Below are 15115 nucleotides of genomic sequence, written 5' to 3'. Positions count from 1 at the left end.
GTCGTACGGCGCGCGTCAGGCGTCGGCGGTGAGGCGGTAGCCGGCGCCGCGGACGGTCTGGATCGTGTCGCGCCCGAACGGACGGTCGATCTTGTCGCGCAGGTAGCGGACGTAGACGTCGACGACGGTGGATCCGCCGTCGTAGGCGAAGTCCCAGACGTGCTCGATGAGGTGGGTGCGGCTCAGCACGTCGCCGGGCCGCCGCATGAACTCGTGAAGGAGCGCGAACTCCTTCGGGGACAGCCGGATATCGGTGCCGCCGCGCCGCACCGTCCGGGTGCCGGGGTCCAGGACCAGGTCGCCGGCGCGGAGCACGGCCGGGCGTTCGAGCGGGTCGCGGCGGGTCAGCGCGCGCAGCCGGGCGAGGAGTTCGGCGAGCGCGAACGGCTTGGTGAGGTAGTCGTCCGCGTCCGGCGGTCTTTGCGGGCCGCGCTCGGCGAGACCGACCGGCTGGCCCGGCTGGCCGAGGACCTGCTGCTGCTGGCCCGCGCACGGGCCGGGTCGCCGATCGTCCGGGCGGAGCCGGTGGACCTGCTCGACCTCGCCGCCGAGGAGGCCCGCAGGCTCGGCCGGCTGCACGGCGTGACGATCGAGGCGTCCGGCGCCCCGGTCGTCGTCGAGGCCGACCCGGAGCGGCTCCGCCAGGTCCTGGCCAACCTCGCGGGCAACAGCGCCGCGGCGGGAGCGCGGAACGTCCGCATCGAGGTCCGGACCGGCGGGGACGGCACGACGCTCCAGGTGGCCGACGACGGGCCGGGATTCCCGGACGGCATGGCGACCGCGGCCTTCGCCCGGTTCACCCGCGGCGACGGCGCCCGCAGCTCGCGCGGAGCCGGACTCGGCCTGTCCATCGTCCACGCCGTGGTCGCCGCGCACCGCGGGACGGTCACCGCCGCGAACGGCGGCCCGCTCGGCGGCGCGGTGGTCACCGTCCGGCTTCCCCGCACCTGAGCCCGGCCGCCGGGGCGGCCTCGGGTCAGGCCCGCAGACCGGCCAGCTCGCGCATCTCCGCCTCCGGATCGACCACGGGCTGGATGACGATCTCGTCGATGCCGGCCTTCTGCAGGGCGGCGATGCGCTCGCGCAGCTCGGCGCGGGCGCCGACCAGCGCCAGCTTGTCGACCAGCGACGGGACGATCAGATCGCGGTCCTCGGGCTCGATGCGGCCCAGGTAGTTGCGGTAGAGCGTGGCGTGCCGGCCGGGGTCGCCCGCCGCCGTGCCGCGCCGCTCCAGCAGCCGCCGCATGGCGTCGGTCTCCGCCGGCTCCAGCGACTCGGCGAACGACGGGTTGTCGGCGGCGAACGTCAGCAGGGCCATCGCGATGTGCCCCACCTTGTCCCTGGCCAGGTCGCTGTAGCGGTCCTCGCCGTCGCCGAGCACGTGCAGCGAGGTCATCACGTAGGAATCGGCCTCCTCGGGCCGGCCGGCCTCGCGCGCGGCCTCCCGGCGGGCCGCGTCGAAGGCGGTCCACGCCTCCGGGGCGAGCACCCCGAAGGAGATCACTCCCGCACCGCGGCGCCCGGCGATCCCCGCGGCCTTGCTCCCGAAGGCGGCCACCACGAACTCCACCGGGTCGGTGACGTTCACGTACGGCCCGACGTGCAGGAATTTGATCGTCCGCGTGAGGTCGCCCTCGGTGTACCCGGTCTCCCGCCCGGCGGTGAGGTCCTGCATCGAGGCGGTGAAGGCCTCCAGCTCCGCCATCTTCGTCGGGAGCATGCCGAGGGTGCGCCGGGCCGTGTTGCCGGTGCCGATCCCGCAGATCACGCGGCCCGAGGCGATCGCGTTCAGGCTCGCCACGGCGGCGGCCGCGGCCGGGGACGAGCGCAGCGCCGGCGAGGTGACCCCGATCCCCAGCCTGATGCGGCTCGTCGCCTTCGCGCACAGCCCGAGCGAGATGAAGGGGTCCCCGTTGACCATCGGCGTGTCGTAGACCCAGAAGCTGCTGAACCCCAGCTCCTCGGCCAGCACCGCGAGCTCCTCGACACCCGGCCGGGCGGTCACCACGATTCCGGTGCGCATGGGTCTCCCCAGGGGTCGGCGCAATGCCTGACTAAGCGCATAGTCATCGCTCGTCGCGGGGATGTCAAGCGACACGCCGCAAGGGCGAGCGCGCGTCCCGCCCGGCAAGTGGCCATTTCGGCGATACGCCGGAATCAATCACCCGGGGACCAAGGGAGGCGCTACCTTCGGGCAATGTCCTCGCGCTGGTCCGACGAACACGCCGGTTTCCACCCGGAGATCCCCAACGAGGCGCGCATCCTCGACTACCTCACGGGCGGCAAGGATCACTTCGCCGTGGACCGCGAGTTCGCCGAGCAGGCGCTGCGGATCGCGCCGGATCTGAGGGCCGTCGCCCTGCAGTCGCGCCGGTTCCTGCGCCGCGCGGTGACCGCGCTCGTCGACGAAGGGCTGCGGCAGTTCATCGATGTGGGCTGCGGGCTGCCCACGCAGGGCAGCGTCGACCAGATCCTCCAGAAGACCGCGCCGCACTACCGGCTGGTCTGCGTGGACAACGACCCCGTCGTGGCGGCCCACGCCGCCTCGGTGTTCGGCATCGGCGGACCGGCCCGGATCCTGGCGGCCGACGCCCGCGACCCCGACGCCCTGATGGAGGATCCGATCGTCGCCTCGACGATCAAGCTGGACGAGCCGGTCGGCCTGATCCTGCACTCGGTCCTGGCGGTGATCCCGGAGGACGACGTCGCCGACCACATCGTCCAGGGCCTCCTGGCGCGGGTGCCGGCCGGCAGCCACCTGCTGCTCACGCACGCCATCAGCGACCTCGCCCCCGACACGACCGCCAAGCTCGCCACGCTCTACCAGGAGAAGAAGACGGTCCGCGGCTCGACCACGCGCTCCAACCTGCGCACCGCGGCGGAGGTCGCGGAGTTCATGCGGAATCTGGAGCTGCTTCCCCCCGGCCTGGTGCCGCTGAACCGGTGGCGCCCCGACGCCGCCGAGCGGGAGGCGGAGCCCCGGGCGGTCTGGGCACTCGGCGGTGTCGGCCGCAAGCCCTGACGCGACCGTCCGTTCCCTTCGCGGACGACCGGCCGATCTCGTCGGAGTACGTCGCCTGCCGCGGCACCGTGCCCGCGTCGAGCGGACGCGCGGCGGGCGTCGACCTCGGCGAGGTCGTCGTGTACGTCGGGCCGCGCTGCCACTTCGTCCACTACGGGCTGCGCGGCGGCGAACTGCTGAACCAGGTCGCCGTCTTCGGCGAGGTGACCTCGACCGGCCGCTGAGAGCGTGCATCAGTCTCCCTTGAGGGGGACGGGCAGCCGGTCGCGCAGCTCGTCGAGCGTGATACCGAAGGTCTCGCGGGCCGACGCCCCGTCCGGGCCCACGTCGATGACGGCGACGTCGGTGTAGACCCGGCTGACGCAGCCGACGCCGGTCAGCGGGTAGGTGCACTCGGGCACCAGCTTGGACCGGCCCTTCTTGTCGAAGAGGGTCATCATGACGAAGACCTGCTTGGCGCCGATGGCCAGGTCCATCGCGCCGCCGACGGCCGGGATGGCGCCGGGGGCGCCGGTGCTCCAGTTGGCGAGGTCGCCGGTCGCCGAGACCTGGAACGCGCCCAGCACGCACACGTCGAGGTGGCCGCCGCGCATCATGGCGAAGGAGTCCGCGTGGTGGAAGTAGGACGCGCCGGGCAGTTCGGTCACCGGGACCTTGCCGGCGTTGGTGAGGTCGGGGTCGATCTGGTCGCCGGTCGCGGCGGGGCCCATGTTGAGCATGCCGTTCTCGGTGTGCAGCACGACGCCCGAGCCTTCGGGGAGGTGGTCGGCGACCTTGGTGGGACGGCCGATGCCGAGGTTGACGTAGGAGCCGGCGGGGATGTCGCGCGCGACGATCGCCGCCATCTCGTCCGGGGAGAGGGGCCCTGGGGTGTGGGACATGGTCAGCGCGCTCCTTGGACGGTGTAGTGCCGCTCCTCGACCCGCACCACGCGGTCGACGAAGATGCCGGGCGTGACGACCGCCTCCGGATCGATGCCGCCCGCGGGGACGACCTCGCCCACCTGCACGATCGTGGTGGTCGCGGCCGTGGCCATGACGGGGGCGAAGTTGCGGGCGGTCTTGCGGTAGACGAGGTTGCCCATCGTGTCGGCGCGGTGCGCGCCGATCAGCGCCACATCGCCCTTGATCGGGTACTCCAGCACGTGGACCCGCCCGTCGATCGTCCGTGTCTCCTTGCCCTCGGCCAGGGGCGTGCCCACGCCGGTCGGGCAGTAGAAGGCGCCGATGCCCGCGCCGGCGGCGCGCATCCGCTCGGCGAGGGTGCCCTGCGGCACGACCTCCAGCTCGATCTTCCCGGCCCGGTAGAGCTCGTCGAAGACGTAGGAGTCGCTCTGCCGGGGGAACGAGCAGAGCACCTTGCGCACGCGCCCGGCCTTGAGCAGCGCGGCCAGCCCGACGTCGCCGTTGCCGGCGTTGTTGGAGACGATGGTCAGGTCCGTCGCGCCCTGCCGGATCAGCCCGTCGATGAGGTCGAACGGCATGCCGGCGAAGCCGAAGCCGCCGACCAGCACGGTGGCGCCGTCCTCGATCCCCCGGACGGCCTCGTCGACGGTGCCGAGGATCTCCGCACGGCTCACGCTCCCGCCTCCACGTTCTCCAGGACGACTGCCAGGCCCTGCCCGACGCCGATGCAGATCGCGGCGACGCCCCAGCGCTCGCCGCGCTCGCGGAGCACCTTCGCGAGCGTGCCGAGGACGCGGCCGCCGCTGGCTCCGAGCGGATGCCCGATCGCGATCGCGCCGCCCCGGGTGTTGACGGTCTCCGGGTCGACGCCCCAGGCGTCGACGCAGGCCAGCGACTGCACGGCGAAGGCCTCGTTCAGCTCCACCGCGCCGACCGCGTCCCAGCCGATCCCGGCCCGCGCGAGGGCGCGGTTCGCCGCCTCGACGGGCGCGTAGCCGAAGTCCTGCGGGTCGAGCGCGAACGCGCCGCGCCCGGCGATGCGCGCGACCGGGTCGAGGCCGATCCGGTCGGCGGCGCCGGCCGAGCCGAGCAGCAGCGCGGACGCGCCGTCGCTGAGCGGTGAGGCGTTGCCCGCGGTGATGGTGCCGTCCGGCCGGAAGCTCGGCTTCAGACCGGCCAGCTTCTCCGGCGAGGTGTCGGCCCGGATGCCCTCGTCGCGCTTCAGCTCGCCGGCGGGGACCACCAGGTCGTCGTAGAAGCCCTCGTCCCAGGCGGCCGCCGCGAGCCGGTGGGAGCGCAGCGCGAACGCGTCCTGGCGCTCCCGGCTTATGCCGTACTTCTCCTGGAGCTGCTCGTTGGCCTCGCCGAGCGAGACCGTCCACTCCGTCGGCATCCGCGGGTTCACCAGCCGCCAGCCGAGCGTGGTCGAGACCGCGGCGAGGTCACCGGGCGGGAAGCCCTTGGCGGGCTTCGGCAGCACCCACGGCGCCCGGGTCATCGACTCCACCCCGCCGGCGAGGACGATGACGGCGTCGCCCGTCTCGATCGTCCGGGAGCCCGCCATCGCCGCGTCGAGGCTCGACCCGCACAGCCGGTTGACGGTCGTGCCCGGCACGCTGGTCGGCAGCCCGGCCAGCAGCGCGGCCATCCGGCCGACGTTGCGGTTCTCCTCGCCCGCGCCGTTGGCGTTGCCCCAGACGACCTCGCCGATGTCGGCCGGATCCAGCCGGGGCGCCCGGTCCAGCACCGCGGAGATCACGCCGGCCGCGAGGTCGTCCGGCCGGACGCCGGCCAGCGCGCCGTTGAACCGCCCGAACGGCGTCCGGACGGCGGAGTACAGGTAGGAGGTCATGGCATCGAGGCTAGAGACCTGCCTTGATACAGTGAAGTATCAATATGCGCTCCGATTAATACGGTCACGATATGGATCTGCGTCACCTGCGGTACTTCGTCGCCGTCGCCGAGGAGCTGCACTTCGGGCGCGCCGCCGAACGGCTCACCATGGCCCAGCCGCCGCTGTCACAGGCGATCCGCAGGCTGGAGACCGAGCTCGGCGTGGAACTGCTCCACCGGAGCACGCGCCGGGTCGACCTCACCGACGCGGGCCGCGCCTACCTGGCCCGCGCCCGCACGATCCTCGGCGAGGTGGACGAGGCCGCGCACGAGGCCCGCCGGGTCGCGGCCGGAGCGGTCGGGCACCTCGCCGTCGGCTGCGTCGGATCGGCGACCTACAGCCTGCTGCCCGCGCTCTCCCGCGGCCTCTCCCGGGAACTGCCCGGGGTCGACTTCTCCTTCCGCGGCGAGATGCTCGTGCCCGACCAGGTCGCCGCGCTGCGGACCGGCGGGATCGACCTGGCGCTGCTGCGGCCGCCGATCGCCGACCTCTCGCTCACCGTCCTGCCGCTGCGGCGGGACCGGCTGGTCGTCGCGGTCCCCGCCGACCACCCCGGGGCGGCCCTCCCGCGGGTGGGGGTCGCGGACCTGGCGGACGCCCACCTCATCGTGCACTCCGCGGACCGCCGCTCGGTGATGTACGACGTCGTGCTCGGGCTCTTCCGCGACGCCGGCGTCGAGCCCCGGATCCGCCACGAGGTGGGCGAGACCTCCACCCTGATCACCCTCGTCGCGGGCGGCCTCGGGGTGGCGGTCGTCCCCGAGCCGGTGGCGGTCCTGGCCCTCGACGGCGTCGTCTTCCGGCCCCTGGTACGGCCCTCCGCGCAGGTCGATCTCGCGATCGCCCACCGGACCGACCGGACGGAACCGCACCTGGCACGAGCCGTGTCGGTCGTCCGGCGGATCGTCCGGGCCGCCCGGGAGGAACCGTCCTGACCGGCCGCGCAGCGCGGCGTGCTCAGTCCGGGGACATGTACGGGCGGTGCGGCCAGAGGTGCTCGGCGCCGTGCGGGCGGACGGTGGCGAGGGCCGCGTCCACCGCGGCGGTCAGGGCGCCCGCGGTGTCGATGGGGGTCGATCCCTCCCAGGGCCCGGCGTGCGCGCGCATCGCGGCGGCGACCTCGGCGTCGGCGTCGGAGCCGCCGCGCGGACGGGTCCGGATGCGCTCGGCGCACACGGACGGCGGGGCTTCGCAGCGCAGGGCGGTGAGGTGGGCGTGCTCCCGCACCGCCACCGCGGCGAGCAGGTCGCGACTCTCCTGCGAGGTCCAGGAGGCGTCCAGGATGACCGTCTCGCCCAGGCGGAGGAGCCGGGTGGCGCGCGTGGCCAGCTCGCGGTAGGTACGGCGGGTCCATTCCGCGCTGTAGATGCCGTCGCCGTACGGTGCGGCGGCCGACTCGGTGGGTGTCAGCCCGGCGAGTTCTTTGCGGATACGGTCGCTGCTGAGAAGCGAGCATCCGAGACGGTCGGCCAGCTCGCCGGCGAGAGTGGTCTTGCCGGTACCGGGCAGCCCGCCCACCAGGATCAGCCCCACCCGCCCGGCGCGCAGGTGGCGCAGCGCGACCTCGGCGTAGGCGCGCGCCTCCCCGGCCGCGTCCGGAGCGCCTTGCGCCTGCCGCAGGCAGGCGACCTTGGCGCGGACGAACGCGCGGTAGGCCACGTAGTGGTGGCGCAGGGACGCCGGCGCGGGGTCGGCGGCGAAGTCGGCGTACCGGTCCATGAAGCGTTCGGCGAGCTTGGTGGCGCCGAGGCGTTCGAGGTCCATGGCCAGGAACGCGGCGTCGTCGAGGCCGTCCAGGGAGCGGAGCCTCTCGTCGAACTCCAGGCAGTCGAGGATGCGGGGCCCGTCGTCCAGGCAGTAGATGTCGCCCGCCAGCAGGTCGCCGTGGCCGTCGACCACGCGCTCGTCGGCGATGCGCGCGTCGAACAGGGCCTCCCGGCCGGCGAGGAACTCCTTCGCCAGCTCCTCGGTCTCGGCGGCGGCCTCGGCGTCCAGGACCTCGCCGTGGAAGGGCCGGACCTGGTCGACACCGTCCTGCCAGCGGCCGCGGACGGCGTCCCGGGTCTCCTGGGCCGAGATGCCCGGCCCGCGCGGCGCCTTGGCATGCCAGGCGGCCAGGATCCGGGCGACGTCCCGCAGCGCGTCCTCGACGGGCGCGCCGGCCGCGACCAGGGTGGACAGGCGCCGGTCGGCGGGCATCCGCCGCATCACCACCAGGTGGTCGCAGACGTCGCCACCGGGCCCGTGCACGTCGGCGACGCCGAGATAGACATCGGGGGAGAACCGCTGGTTCAGCCGGACCTCCTCGTGGCATGCGCGCTCGCGCAGCTCACGGGTGCTGAAGTCCAGGAACCCCAGGTCGACGGGCTTCTTGAGCTTGTAGGCGCGGTCGCCGACGAAGAAGACGACGCCGATGTGGGTCTCGGCGAGGGCCGCGCCGTCCGCCGGCCTCACCCCGGTCTCGCCGGTCATGACGGCCCCGGCGGTGCGGCTTCGCATGGTGCTCCTCCCTCGGTCACCTTCACGATCTCGCCCGGCACGGGTCGAGGGTCAGTGCCGAGCGTCCCGCGACGACGGGACCTTCGGCCCGCAGGCCCGTGAAGGCTTCGCGTGTGCTGCCGCCTGGTCATCGGGACTCGGTGATGGGCAGGCCCGCGGTGACGGCGTCGGAGTAGGCGCCGTCGATATGGACGGTCCGGCGTCCGGCGCGTTGGAGCAGGCTGCTGGCGGCGGCGGCCCGGTAGCCGGAAGCGCAGTGCACCCAGACGGTTCCTGGGGGTATCTCGTCCAGCCGCTGGGCCAGTTCGGGCAGTGGCGTGTGGAGGGCGCCGTCGATGTGGCCGTCTCTCCATTCGCCGGTCAGGCGGACGTCCAGCACGACGTCCGGCGGTGGGAGATGGTCGGGGACGCGGCCGGAGCGGGCCGCGGCGAGGTCGGCGAACGAGGCCACGGGCGTGGCCTCCAGCCGTGCGGTGTCGCCGCCGGCCCACTGCTCGGGTGTGCCGGGTGTGGCGGCGACGGGCCGGTCGATGCCGATGCGGGCCAGTTCCCGCTGGGCCTCGGCGAGCTGTGCGGGGCTCTCGCCGAGCAGGGTGAGGGGTCGGCCCCAGGGGGTCAGCCAGCCGAGCCAGGTGGCCATCGAGCCGTCCAGGCCGAAGCTGAGGGTCCCGGCCAGGTGCCGCCGGGCGAACGCGGTGCGGGTGCGCAGGTCCACCACCCACTCCCCGGCGGCGATGCGGGTGCGCAGCTCCGCGGGGTCGGCGGGCTGGGCGGGGGTGAGATCGATCAGGTCGGCGCCGGCGCGGTTGCGGACGCCCATGTGCGCGTAGTAGGCCGGGTAGGCGTCCAGTTCGTCGAGGGTCTGGGTGACGAAGTCGTCGGCTTCCAACCGCAGGACCGGGTTGGTCTGCTTTTCCCGGCCGATGGTCGAGGATGCGGCGTCGGACCGGCCGGCCGAGCAGAAGCTCCCGAAACCGTGGGTGGGCCAGATGTGGGCGCCGTCGGGCAGCAGGTCGGCCAGGCGCCGTGCCGAGGCGTGCTGCCGCCGGGCCAGGGTGCGGGCGTGCTCGGCGCCGAGCAGGTCGGTGCGGCCGGTGGTGCCGAACAGCAGTGAGCCGCCGGTGAAGACCCCTTCGGGGCCGCCGGGGCCGGACAGGATGTAGGACAGGTGATGGAAGGTGTGCCCGGGGGTGGCCACACCCCGCAGGACCAGCGTGTCGGAGGCGGCGATCTGGTCCCCGTCGGAGATGCCCGTCCGGTCGAACCGGACGTCTTCGTCGGAGGCGACCAGGTAGGCCGCACCGGTCGCCTTGGCCAGGGCCAGTCCGCCTGAGACGTAGTCGTTGTGCAGGTGGGTCTCGGCCACGTGCGTGATGCGGACGCCCAGCCGTCCGGCCAGGGCCAGGAAGCGGTCGATGTCGCGCTGCGGGTCGACGACCAGGGCCACGCCCCCGTCGTGGGCCAGGTAGCTGCGGTCGCCCAGCGACGAGGTCTCCACCACCTCGACATGCACCATCTGTGGTCCCCTCTCTGCCCCTCGGCCATGTACCCGGTGGTCTTCCGTCAGCGGTGCCTGCGGAATGTCTGCCCAGGGTGAGGTGCCTCATGTCCAGTGGTCCCGAAGGAAAGGACCTTTGGCTCTACCTGCGCAAACGTCCGCCGACGAACCTGGTCGGAAAGGGAACCGGAAAGCGGGAGGAGGTGGCCCCGATGGGCGAGATGCTGGTGGTCCACCGAGAGAACGACGCGTTCGCGGTGCTCGTCCGCGATCACGTCATCCATGTGGACCAGCCGTACGGCGCCGGGGGAATGGACATCGGCCCGACGCCGGTCGAGCTCTTCGTGGCGGCGCTGGCCGCCCGCGCGGCGTACTACGCGCGGCGGTTCCTGGCGCGGCGCGGCCTGCCGGCCACCGGGCTGGAGGTCACCGCCGGCTACGTGATGGGGCCGGGGGTCCCCGCCCGGGTCGCGCGCATCGATCTGCGGCTGCGGCCTCCCACCCGGCTCACCGAGGGCGACGCCGACGGCCTCCTCGCGGCCGTCGAAGTCTGCACGGTGGACAACGCGCTCCTCGCGCCCCCGAACGTCGACGTGCGGCTGGAGGCCGAGGCCAGGGTCGCCTGACCCCTCGCGGCCCCCGCCACTGTCGGAGGCCGCGAGGTCGCGCGCGTCAGGCGGCGGCGGTCCCTTCGAGCTCGACCATCAGAGCGGGGATCGCGAGCCGCGTCACCCCGAGCATCGTGGTGGCCGGTGCCGCCCCGCCGGCGCCCAGCCGCGATGCCAGCACCCCGTAGTGCTGGAACAGCAGGTCGACGTCCGTGGTGTAGACGTTGAGCCGGACGAGGTCGCCGAGGGACATGCCCGCCTCGCCGAGAACGGCCTCAAGGTTGTCGAGGCTCAGCGCCAGCTGCGCGGCCATGTCCCCGGCATGCAGGGGCTCGCCCTCGCCGCTCATCGCGGTCTGCCCGGCGCAGTACAGAGTCCGGGCGTGCCCGGAGACGATCTCGCCCTGGTTGTACCCCATCTCGATCGACCAGGTCCACGGGTTGACCGCCGTGCGTTCCATGGTCACATCAGCTCCATCCGTTCGACGTCGCGGTGATGGAAGCCTCGCAACTAATCACGACATCTTGTGTCACGTATTTCGATACGGTTTTCGCATGCGCGCCGACCGGCTGGTCTCGCTGGTGCTGCTGCTCCGCCGGCGCGGCCGGCTGCCGGCGGCCGCGCTCGCCCGCGAGCTGGAGGTGTCCACCCGCACGGTCCTGCGCGACATCGAGGCGCTGTCCGCGGCCGGCGTCCCCGTCTACGCCGAACGCGGCCGGCACGGCGGTTTCTCGCTGCTGCCCGGCTTCCAGGCGGAGCTCACCGGACTGAACCACGACGAGGCGCTCGCCCTGCTGATCGCCGGGTCGCGGCGCGGCGCGCAGGCGTTCGGCCTCGGCTCGGCGCTCGCCTCGGCCATGCTCAAGGTGGTCGACGCGCTGCCCGAGAGCCACCGGGACACCGCCGTCGGCGCGACCGAGCGGCTGCTCATCGACCCGGAGACCGACCTGCTCGCGCGCCGCGTGGCCGCCGAGGAGGCGCCGGACGCGGTGATGGCCGAGATCCGGCGCGCGGTGCTCGCCGGCCACAAGCTGCGCATCCGCTACGCGGCCGCGGGCCAGGATCCGCGGTGGCGCACGGTCGACCCGGTCGGCCTGGTCACCGTCCGCGACCAGGGCTACCTGCTGGCCACGAGGTCCGGCGAGGACCGCACCTACCGGCTGTCCCGGGTCGTGGCCGCCGAGGAGCTCCACGAACCCGCGCAGCGGCCGGACCGGATCGATCTGGACCGGGCCTGGCAGGAACGCAGCACGCGGTTCCGGACCGGCGGCGACCAGGTCGCCGTCCTGGTCCGGCTGGACCCGGCACGGCGGAAGGAGCTGCTGGACACCGCGCTGGCCGTCGTGTCCGAAGAGACCGACGCCGACGGCCGGCTACGGCTGAAGGTGACCTTCCAGGATTCGAGGCACGCCGAATGGGCGCTGTGGCAGCTCGCCACGAGCGCCGAAGCCCTGGCTCCGCAGTGGCTGCGCACCTCCCTGCACGACCGCGCCACCGCCCTGGCGGCCACCTACGAACCAGCCCCCTGACAGCAGCCGCCGCCGGCGTCGTCCCTGCACCTCTTGTGCTTGTACAGGATCCTGGTTATTGTCCCGTGTCATGTTGGACGCACGGTTCCTGACGCGGAACGGGCTGGCGGCGCGGCGGCTGGCGGCGGAGCTGCTCAACCAGCAGCCGGACTCGCGGCTGCCGAGGATCCGCGACTACGCGCAGCGGCTCGGGGTCGGCAACGGCACGGTGCAGGCGGCCCTGCAACTGCTGGAGAACACCGGTGCCGTGCGGACGGAGGCGCGCGGCCACCTCGGCACCTACCTCCGCGAGGTCGACCGGGCCGGGCTGTGGCAGCTCGCCGGGCTCGGGACGATGCTCGCCGCGATGCCGCTGCCGTACTCGCGCCGGTACGAGGGGCTCGCGACGGGCCTGCGGGCGGCGTTCGAGGACGCCGGGATCCCGTTCGCGCTGACGTTCATGCGCGGGGCGCAGGCGCGGCTCGACGCGCTCATGGACGGGAAGGTCGACCTGATCGCGGTGTCCCGGCTGGCGTTCGAGGAGTTCGGCGAGGGCTTCCCCATCGCCAGGCTCGCCGACCTCGGTCCGCGGACCTACGTCGGCGCGCACGGGGTGCTGCTCCGGGCCGGGGTGTCGCTGGACGATCCGGACCTGGCCGTGGCGGTCGACACCAGCTCCGCCGACCAGCAGGAGCTCACCCGGCTGGTCTTCTCCGGGCGGCCCGTCCGCTACGTCGAGACCTCCTACATGCAGCTCGGCGAGCTGTTCCGCCGCGGCGAGGTGGACGCCTCGGTGTGGAACCTGGACGAGGTCCACCAGCACATCGACGAGGACTGCACGACCATCCCGTTCGACGAGCTGACGTCCGCGGACCTCGCCGACCGCAACTCCAGCGCGGTCCTGGCAGTCCGCGCCGACGACTCCCCGGCGCTGGACGCGATCCGCGGCCGCATCTCGGCCGAGCTCGTGACCCGCACCCAGCAGGCCGTCCTGACCGGCGACCGGCTGCCCTCGTACTGAAGGAGACCACCATGGACCGTCTGCTGGAGGAGCGGCTCGGCATCTTCGAACGGACCGGTCAGGCCGCGCCGGACATCTGCCGGTTCGTCCGGGACGAGCTCCACGCGCTCGACGCGGGAGGCGGCGCGGTCACCGAGGAGACCGCCGGGACGCTGGTCAGCCATCTGCTGATGGCCCTGCAACGCGCCCGCGACGGCGCGGCACTGACGGACTTCCCCGCGGACGAGACCGTCCGGGCCGAACTGGACGGCCATCCGGACGCGGTGGAGCGGGCGAGGGCACTGGCGGCACGGGCCCGGTCGGTGGTCGGCACCGGCCTGCCCGAGCAGGAGGTGCGCTTCCTCGCCCTGCACCTGGCCCTGCTCGGACAACGGGAGGCGACACGATGACGACGATCCTGGTGGGCGGCGTCGGCAAGGCCGACGTCGCGAGGCGGCTGGAGGAGGTCGGCGGCTTCGACGTCGTCGTCACCAACGACATGGACGCCGCGACGCGGCTGATGGCGGGGCAGGCCGACTACTACGTCGGAACGTGCCACACCGGGGCGGGGGGCTCCCTGGGCGTGCTCGTCGGGCTGCTCGGCGCCGCCCGCTGCTTCACCTTCGGCCGGGGCCAGGCCACCGCGGCCGACGCCGAGGCCGCGCTCGCCGAGGGCAGGGTCGCCTTCGGCTTCTCGATCGACCAGGCCGACCAGGTCGTCCCGATCCTGGCCGGCGCCATCAGCGAACGGCGGCGGAACGGGTGATCGGCCCGTCCTGAACCTTCCCCTCGGAGGCAGCCATGCCCTACGCCCTCTCCTACGCCGCGGCGGACAAGCTCGACTTCTCCGTGCCGCAGGCCCTCACCGTCGTCGCCGTCTGCGCGCTCACCGCGCTGGTCTCGAACATGGCGCTCGCCGTCTTCAACGACGGCGTCCGCCCCTTCCTGCTGGACTTCATCCGGGGCAACACCAACCGCGGCGAGATGACCGCGGTGTCGTTCGGCCTGTCGGCCGGGTTCGTCTTCGGGCTCGGCGCCCCGATGGCGCTGTCGACCGGGGTGCTGAACCCCTGGCTGCTGTTCCTGCCGACCGACATCCTCGGCATCTTCGCGCCGCGGCGCTGGCTGGCCCCCATCCTCGGCGGGGCCTGGGGCGCGCTGGTCGTCTTCGGGCTGTCCGGGGCGAACAAGGCGGCGCACGACCTGCCGGTGGACTTCCTCACCGCGATGCAGGAGATGGCGACGCCGATCCTGTTCATGTTCCTGCTCTTCCCGGTGATCGCGATCGCGACCCAGTTCGGCCGGGTGCACGGCATCGCCTGCTTCGTCGTGGAGGTCGCCATCGTGGTGCTGTCCATGAACGTGTGGCCCGACCAGTTCCCCGGCGCGCTGGCAATGGCCGCGGGGGTGCTGATGCTGCTCGGGTTCTCCCTGGCCAAGGACGTCCGGGAGCGGCGCACGGCCCGGGCCGCGGGCGCCGCGGAGAAGGCGGACGCGCCCGGGGCCGCGACCATCCCGGCGGACGGCGAGCCCGCCGGGGACCCCGTCGCGTCGCTGTTCGGCGCGAACGCCGAGCGGCTCCGCCGCCACCTGCCGTGGTTCGCGGTGCTCGGCGCCGCCCTCGCCGCGATGGTGAACCTGCACATCTTCGGGGGCGGCGAGGCGACGAGCTTCCTGGTGGCCAAGGGGGACTACGGGGAGGCCGCGCAGGTCGACTTCTACCGGGCGTTCGGCTTCCTGCCCCTCATCGCCACGACCGCGCTGGCCAGCGGCGCGTACCAGATCGTGGGATTCACCTTCATCTATCCGCTGGCCTACCTCGCGCCCAACGTGGCGGTGGCCGCCCTGGGCGGCGCGGTGCTGCTCACGCTGGAGATCCTGGCCCTGTCCTACATCGGCAAGGGCCTGGCGACGCTCCCGTCGATCCGGGACGCCTCCGACCACCTGCGCAACGCGATCGGCAAGACGCTGGAGATCGCGATCCTGTTCGGCGCGATCGCCGCCGCCGCGAAGATGGGCGGCGGGCTCGGCATCGCCCTCGTCGGCGGGCTCTACCTGCTGAACGAGTCACTCGGGCGCCCGATCGTCCGGCTGGCGGCGGGTCCGGCCGCGGTCGTCGTCGCCGGGATCGTCCTGAACGTCCTGCACTGGCTCGACCTGTTCACTCCGCTGAAGGGATGA

Annotated in this window: 18 protein-coding genes; 10 read left to right on the top strand and 8 right to left on the bottom strand. The window is 73.3% G+C overall.

Going from position 1 to position 15115, the window contains the following annotated elements; genetic code table 11:
- Positions 1-15: 15 nt before the first annotated feature.
- Positions 16-579: a response regulator transcription factor gene (locus tag ABGB11_RS34340; protein ID WP_347639639.1), complete on the bottom strand. Its 564-nt coding sequence runs from the start codon at positions 577-579 to the stop codon at positions 16-18.
- On the opposite strand from ABGB11_RS34340, the gene ABGB11_RS34335 reads away from it, so the two are divergent.
- The gene (locus tag ABGB11_RS34335; protein WP_347639638.1) at positions 526-951 is read left to right on the top strand and encodes a HAMP domain-containing sensor histidine kinase; all 426 of its coding nucleotides are present in this window, start codon (positions 526-528) and stop codon (positions 949-951) included. The genes ABGB11_RS34340 and ABGB11_RS34335 overlap by 54 nt on opposite strands.
- Before the next feature lie 25 nt (positions 952-976).
- Here the strand turns inward: ABGB11_RS34335 and ABGB11_RS34330 are convergent, their stop codons facing one another.
- Positions 977-2023, bottom strand: coding sequence for an LLM class flavin-dependent oxidoreductase (locus ABGB11_RS34330; protein ID WP_347639637.1), 1047 nt, complete (start codon positions 2021-2023; stop codon positions 977-979).
- 174 nt (positions 2024-2197) lie between these two features.
- On the opposite strand from ABGB11_RS34330, the gene ABGB11_RS34325 reads away from it, so the two are divergent.
- Positions 2198-3022 carry an SAM-dependent methyltransferase gene (locus ABGB11_RS34325; RefSeq protein ID WP_347639636.1) on the top strand — a complete coding sequence of 275 codons (825 nt, stop codon included), beginning with the start codon at positions 2198-2200 and terminating at the stop codon, positions 3020-3022.
- Positions 3023-3090: 68 nt separating this feature from the next.
- Positions 3091-3246 carry a hypothetical protein gene (locus ABGB11_RS34320; protein WP_347639635.1) on the top strand — a complete coding sequence of 52 codons (156 nt, stop codon included), beginning with the start codon at positions 3091-3093 and terminating at the stop codon, positions 3244-3246.
- 9 nt (positions 3247-3255) lie between these two features.
- On the opposite strand, the gene ABGB11_RS34315 is transcribed toward ABGB11_RS34320, so the two are convergent.
- The 3 genes from ABGB11_RS34315 to ABGB11_RS34305 are packed head-to-tail and all read right to left on the bottom strand — an operon-like array spanning position 3256 to position 5779.
- Positions 3256-3903, bottom strand: coding sequence for a 3-oxoacid CoA-transferase subunit B (locus ABGB11_RS34315; protein WP_347639634.1), 648 nt, complete (start codon positions 3901-3903; stop codon positions 3256-3258).
- Positions 3904-3905: 2 nt separating this feature from the next.
- Positions 3906-4601, bottom strand: a complete 696-nt coding sequence (locus ABGB11_RS34310) for a 3-oxoacid CoA-transferase subunit A (RefSeq protein WP_347639633.1) — start codon at positions 4599-4601, stop codon at positions 3906-3908.
- The gene (locus tag ABGB11_RS34305) at positions 4598-5779 is read right to left on the bottom strand and encodes a thiolase family protein (protein ID WP_347639632.1); all 1182 of its coding nucleotides are present in this window, start codon (positions 5777-5779) and stop codon (positions 4598-4600) included. Before ABGB11_RS34305 ends, ABGB11_RS34310 begins: the two co-directional genes overlap by 4 nt.
- Before the next feature lie 71 nt (positions 5780-5850).
- Here ABGB11_RS34305 and ABGB11_RS34300 point away from each other — a divergent pair, with 71 nt between their 5' ends.
- On the top strand, positions 5851-6756 hold the full coding sequence (locus ABGB11_RS34300) for a LysR substrate-binding domain-containing protein (protein WP_347639631.1): 906 nt from the start codon (positions 5851-5853) through the stop codon (positions 6754-6756).
- Between the two features lie 22 nt (positions 6757-6778).
- Here the strand turns inward: ABGB11_RS34300 and ABGB11_RS34295 are convergent, their stop codons facing one another.
- The gene (locus ABGB11_RS34295; protein WP_347639630.1) at positions 6779-8320 is read right to left on the bottom strand and encodes an AAA family ATPase; all 1542 of its coding nucleotides are present in this window, start codon (positions 8318-8320) and stop codon (positions 6779-6781) included.
- 127 nt (positions 8321-8447) lie between these two features.
- Entirely contained in the window at positions 8448-9836 is a 1389-nt protein-coding gene (locus tag ABGB11_RS34290) for a rhodanese-like domain-containing protein (RefSeq protein WP_347639629.1), read from the bottom strand.
- 194 nt (positions 9837-10030) lie between these two features.
- Here ABGB11_RS34290 and ABGB11_RS34285 point away from each other — a divergent pair, with 194 nt between their 5' ends.
- Positions 10031-10444, top strand: coding sequence for an OsmC family protein (locus ABGB11_RS34285; RefSeq protein ID WP_347639628.1), 414 nt, complete (start codon positions 10031-10033; stop codon positions 10442-10444).
- 46 nt (positions 10445-10490) lie between these two features.
- On the opposite strand, the gene ABGB11_RS34280 is transcribed toward ABGB11_RS34285, so the two are convergent.
- On the bottom strand, positions 10491-10886 hold the full coding sequence (locus tag ABGB11_RS34280; protein WP_347639687.1) for a RidA family protein: 396 nt from the start codon (positions 10884-10886) through the stop codon (positions 10491-10493).
- Between the two features lie 94 nt (positions 10887-10980).
- Here ABGB11_RS34280 and ABGB11_RS34275 point away from each other — a divergent pair, with 94 nt between their 5' ends.
- The 5 genes from ABGB11_RS34275 (at position 10981) to ABGB11_RS34255 (ending at position 15115) form a co-directional block, all read left to right on the top strand.
- On the top strand, positions 10981-11955 hold the full coding sequence (locus ABGB11_RS34275) for a WYL domain-containing protein (protein ID WP_347639627.1): 975 nt from the start codon (positions 10981-10983) through the stop codon (positions 11953-11955).
- A gap of 70 nt (positions 11956-12025) precedes the next feature.
- A complete protein-coding gene (gene yhfZ / locus ABGB11_RS34270) occupies positions 12026-12955 on the top strand; it encodes a GntR family transcriptional regulator YhfZ (protein ID WP_347639626.1) in 930 nt (309 codons plus the stop codon).
- A gap of 11 nt (positions 12956-12966) precedes the next feature.
- Positions 12967-13344, top strand: a complete 378-nt coding sequence (locus ABGB11_RS34265) for a hypothetical protein (protein ID WP_347639625.1) — start codon at positions 12967-12969, stop codon at positions 13342-13344.
- The gene (locus tag ABGB11_RS34260) at positions 13341-13700 is read left to right on the top strand and encodes a DUF2620 family protein (RefSeq protein ID WP_347639624.1); all 360 of its coding nucleotides are present in this window, start codon (positions 13341-13343) and stop codon (positions 13698-13700) included. The genes ABGB11_RS34265 and ABGB11_RS34260 overlap by 4 nt, the downstream gene beginning before the upstream one ends.
- Positions 13701-13735: 35 nt before the next feature.
- On the top strand, positions 13736-15115 hold the full coding sequence (locus ABGB11_RS34255; protein ID WP_347639623.1) for a YhfT family protein: 1380 nt from the start codon (positions 13736-13738) through the stop codon (positions 15113-15115).

The sequence above is a fragment of the Actinomadura sp. B10D3 genome (genome assembly GCF_039871695.1).
GTDB lineage: Bacteria > Actinomycetota > Actinomycetes > Streptosporangiales > Streptosporangiaceae > Spirillospora > Spirillospora madurae.
Note: the sequence above shows the minus strand (reverse complement) of the source record. Positions and strands in the feature narration are given on the sequence as shown.

Bases quoted from the DNA above. Each gene is read 5' to 3' on its own strand.
- ABGB11_RS34315 (WP_347639634.1), bottom strand. From the start codon at position 3,903: ATGTCCCACACCCCAGGGCCCCTCTCCCCGGACGAGATGGCGGCGATC.
- ABGB11_RS34255 (WP_347639623.1), top strand. From the start codon at position 13,736: ATGCCCTACGCCCTCTCCTACGCCGCGGCGGACAAGCTCGACTTCTCC.
- yhfZ (WP_347639626.1), top strand. From the start codon at position 12,026: ATGTTGGACGCACGGTTCCTGACGCGGAACGGGCTGGCGGCGCGGCGG.
- ABGB11_RS34285 (WP_347639628.1), top strand. From the start codon at position 10,031: ATGGGCGAGATGCTGGTGGTCCACCGAGAGAACGACGCGTTCGCGGTG.
- ABGB11_RS34275 (WP_347639627.1), top strand. From the start codon at position 10,981: ATGCGCGCCGACCGGCTGGTCTCGCTGGTGCTGCTGCTCCGCCGGCGC.
- ABGB11_RS34330 (WP_347639637.1), bottom strand. From the start codon at position 2,023: ATGCGCACCGGAATCGTGGTGACCGCCCGGCCGGGTGTCGAGGAGCTC.
- ABGB11_RS34260 (WP_347639624.1), top strand. From the start codon at position 13,341: ATGACGACGATCCTGGTGGGCGGCGTCGGCAAGGCCGACGTCGCGAGG.
- ABGB11_RS34295 (WP_347639630.1), bottom strand. From the start codon at position 8,320: ATGCGAAGCCGCACCGCCGGGGCCGTCATGACCGGCGAGACCGGGGTG.
- ABGB11_RS34300 (WP_347639631.1), top strand. From the start codon at position 5,851: ATGGATCTGCGTCACCTGCGGTACTTCGTCGCCGTCGCCGAGGAGCTG.
- ABGB11_RS34305 (WP_347639632.1), bottom strand. From the start codon at position 5,779: ATGACCTCCTACCTGTACTCCGCCGTCCGGACGCCGTTCGGGCGGTTC.
- ABGB11_RS34325 (WP_347639636.1), top strand. From the start codon at position 2,198: ATGTCCTCGCGCTGGTCCGACGAACACGCCGGTTTCCACCCGGAGATC.
- ABGB11_RS34265 (WP_347639625.1), top strand. From the start codon at position 12,967: ATGGACCGTCTGCTGGAGGAGCGGCTCGGCATCTTCGAACGGACCGGT.
- ABGB11_RS34290 (WP_347639629.1), bottom strand. From the start codon at position 9,836: ATGGTGCATGTCGAGGTGGTGGAGACCTCGTCGCTGGGCGACCGCAGC.
- ABGB11_RS34280 (WP_347639687.1), bottom strand. From the start codon at position 10,886: ATGGAACGCACGGCGGTCAACCCGTGGACCTGGTCGATCGAGATGGGG.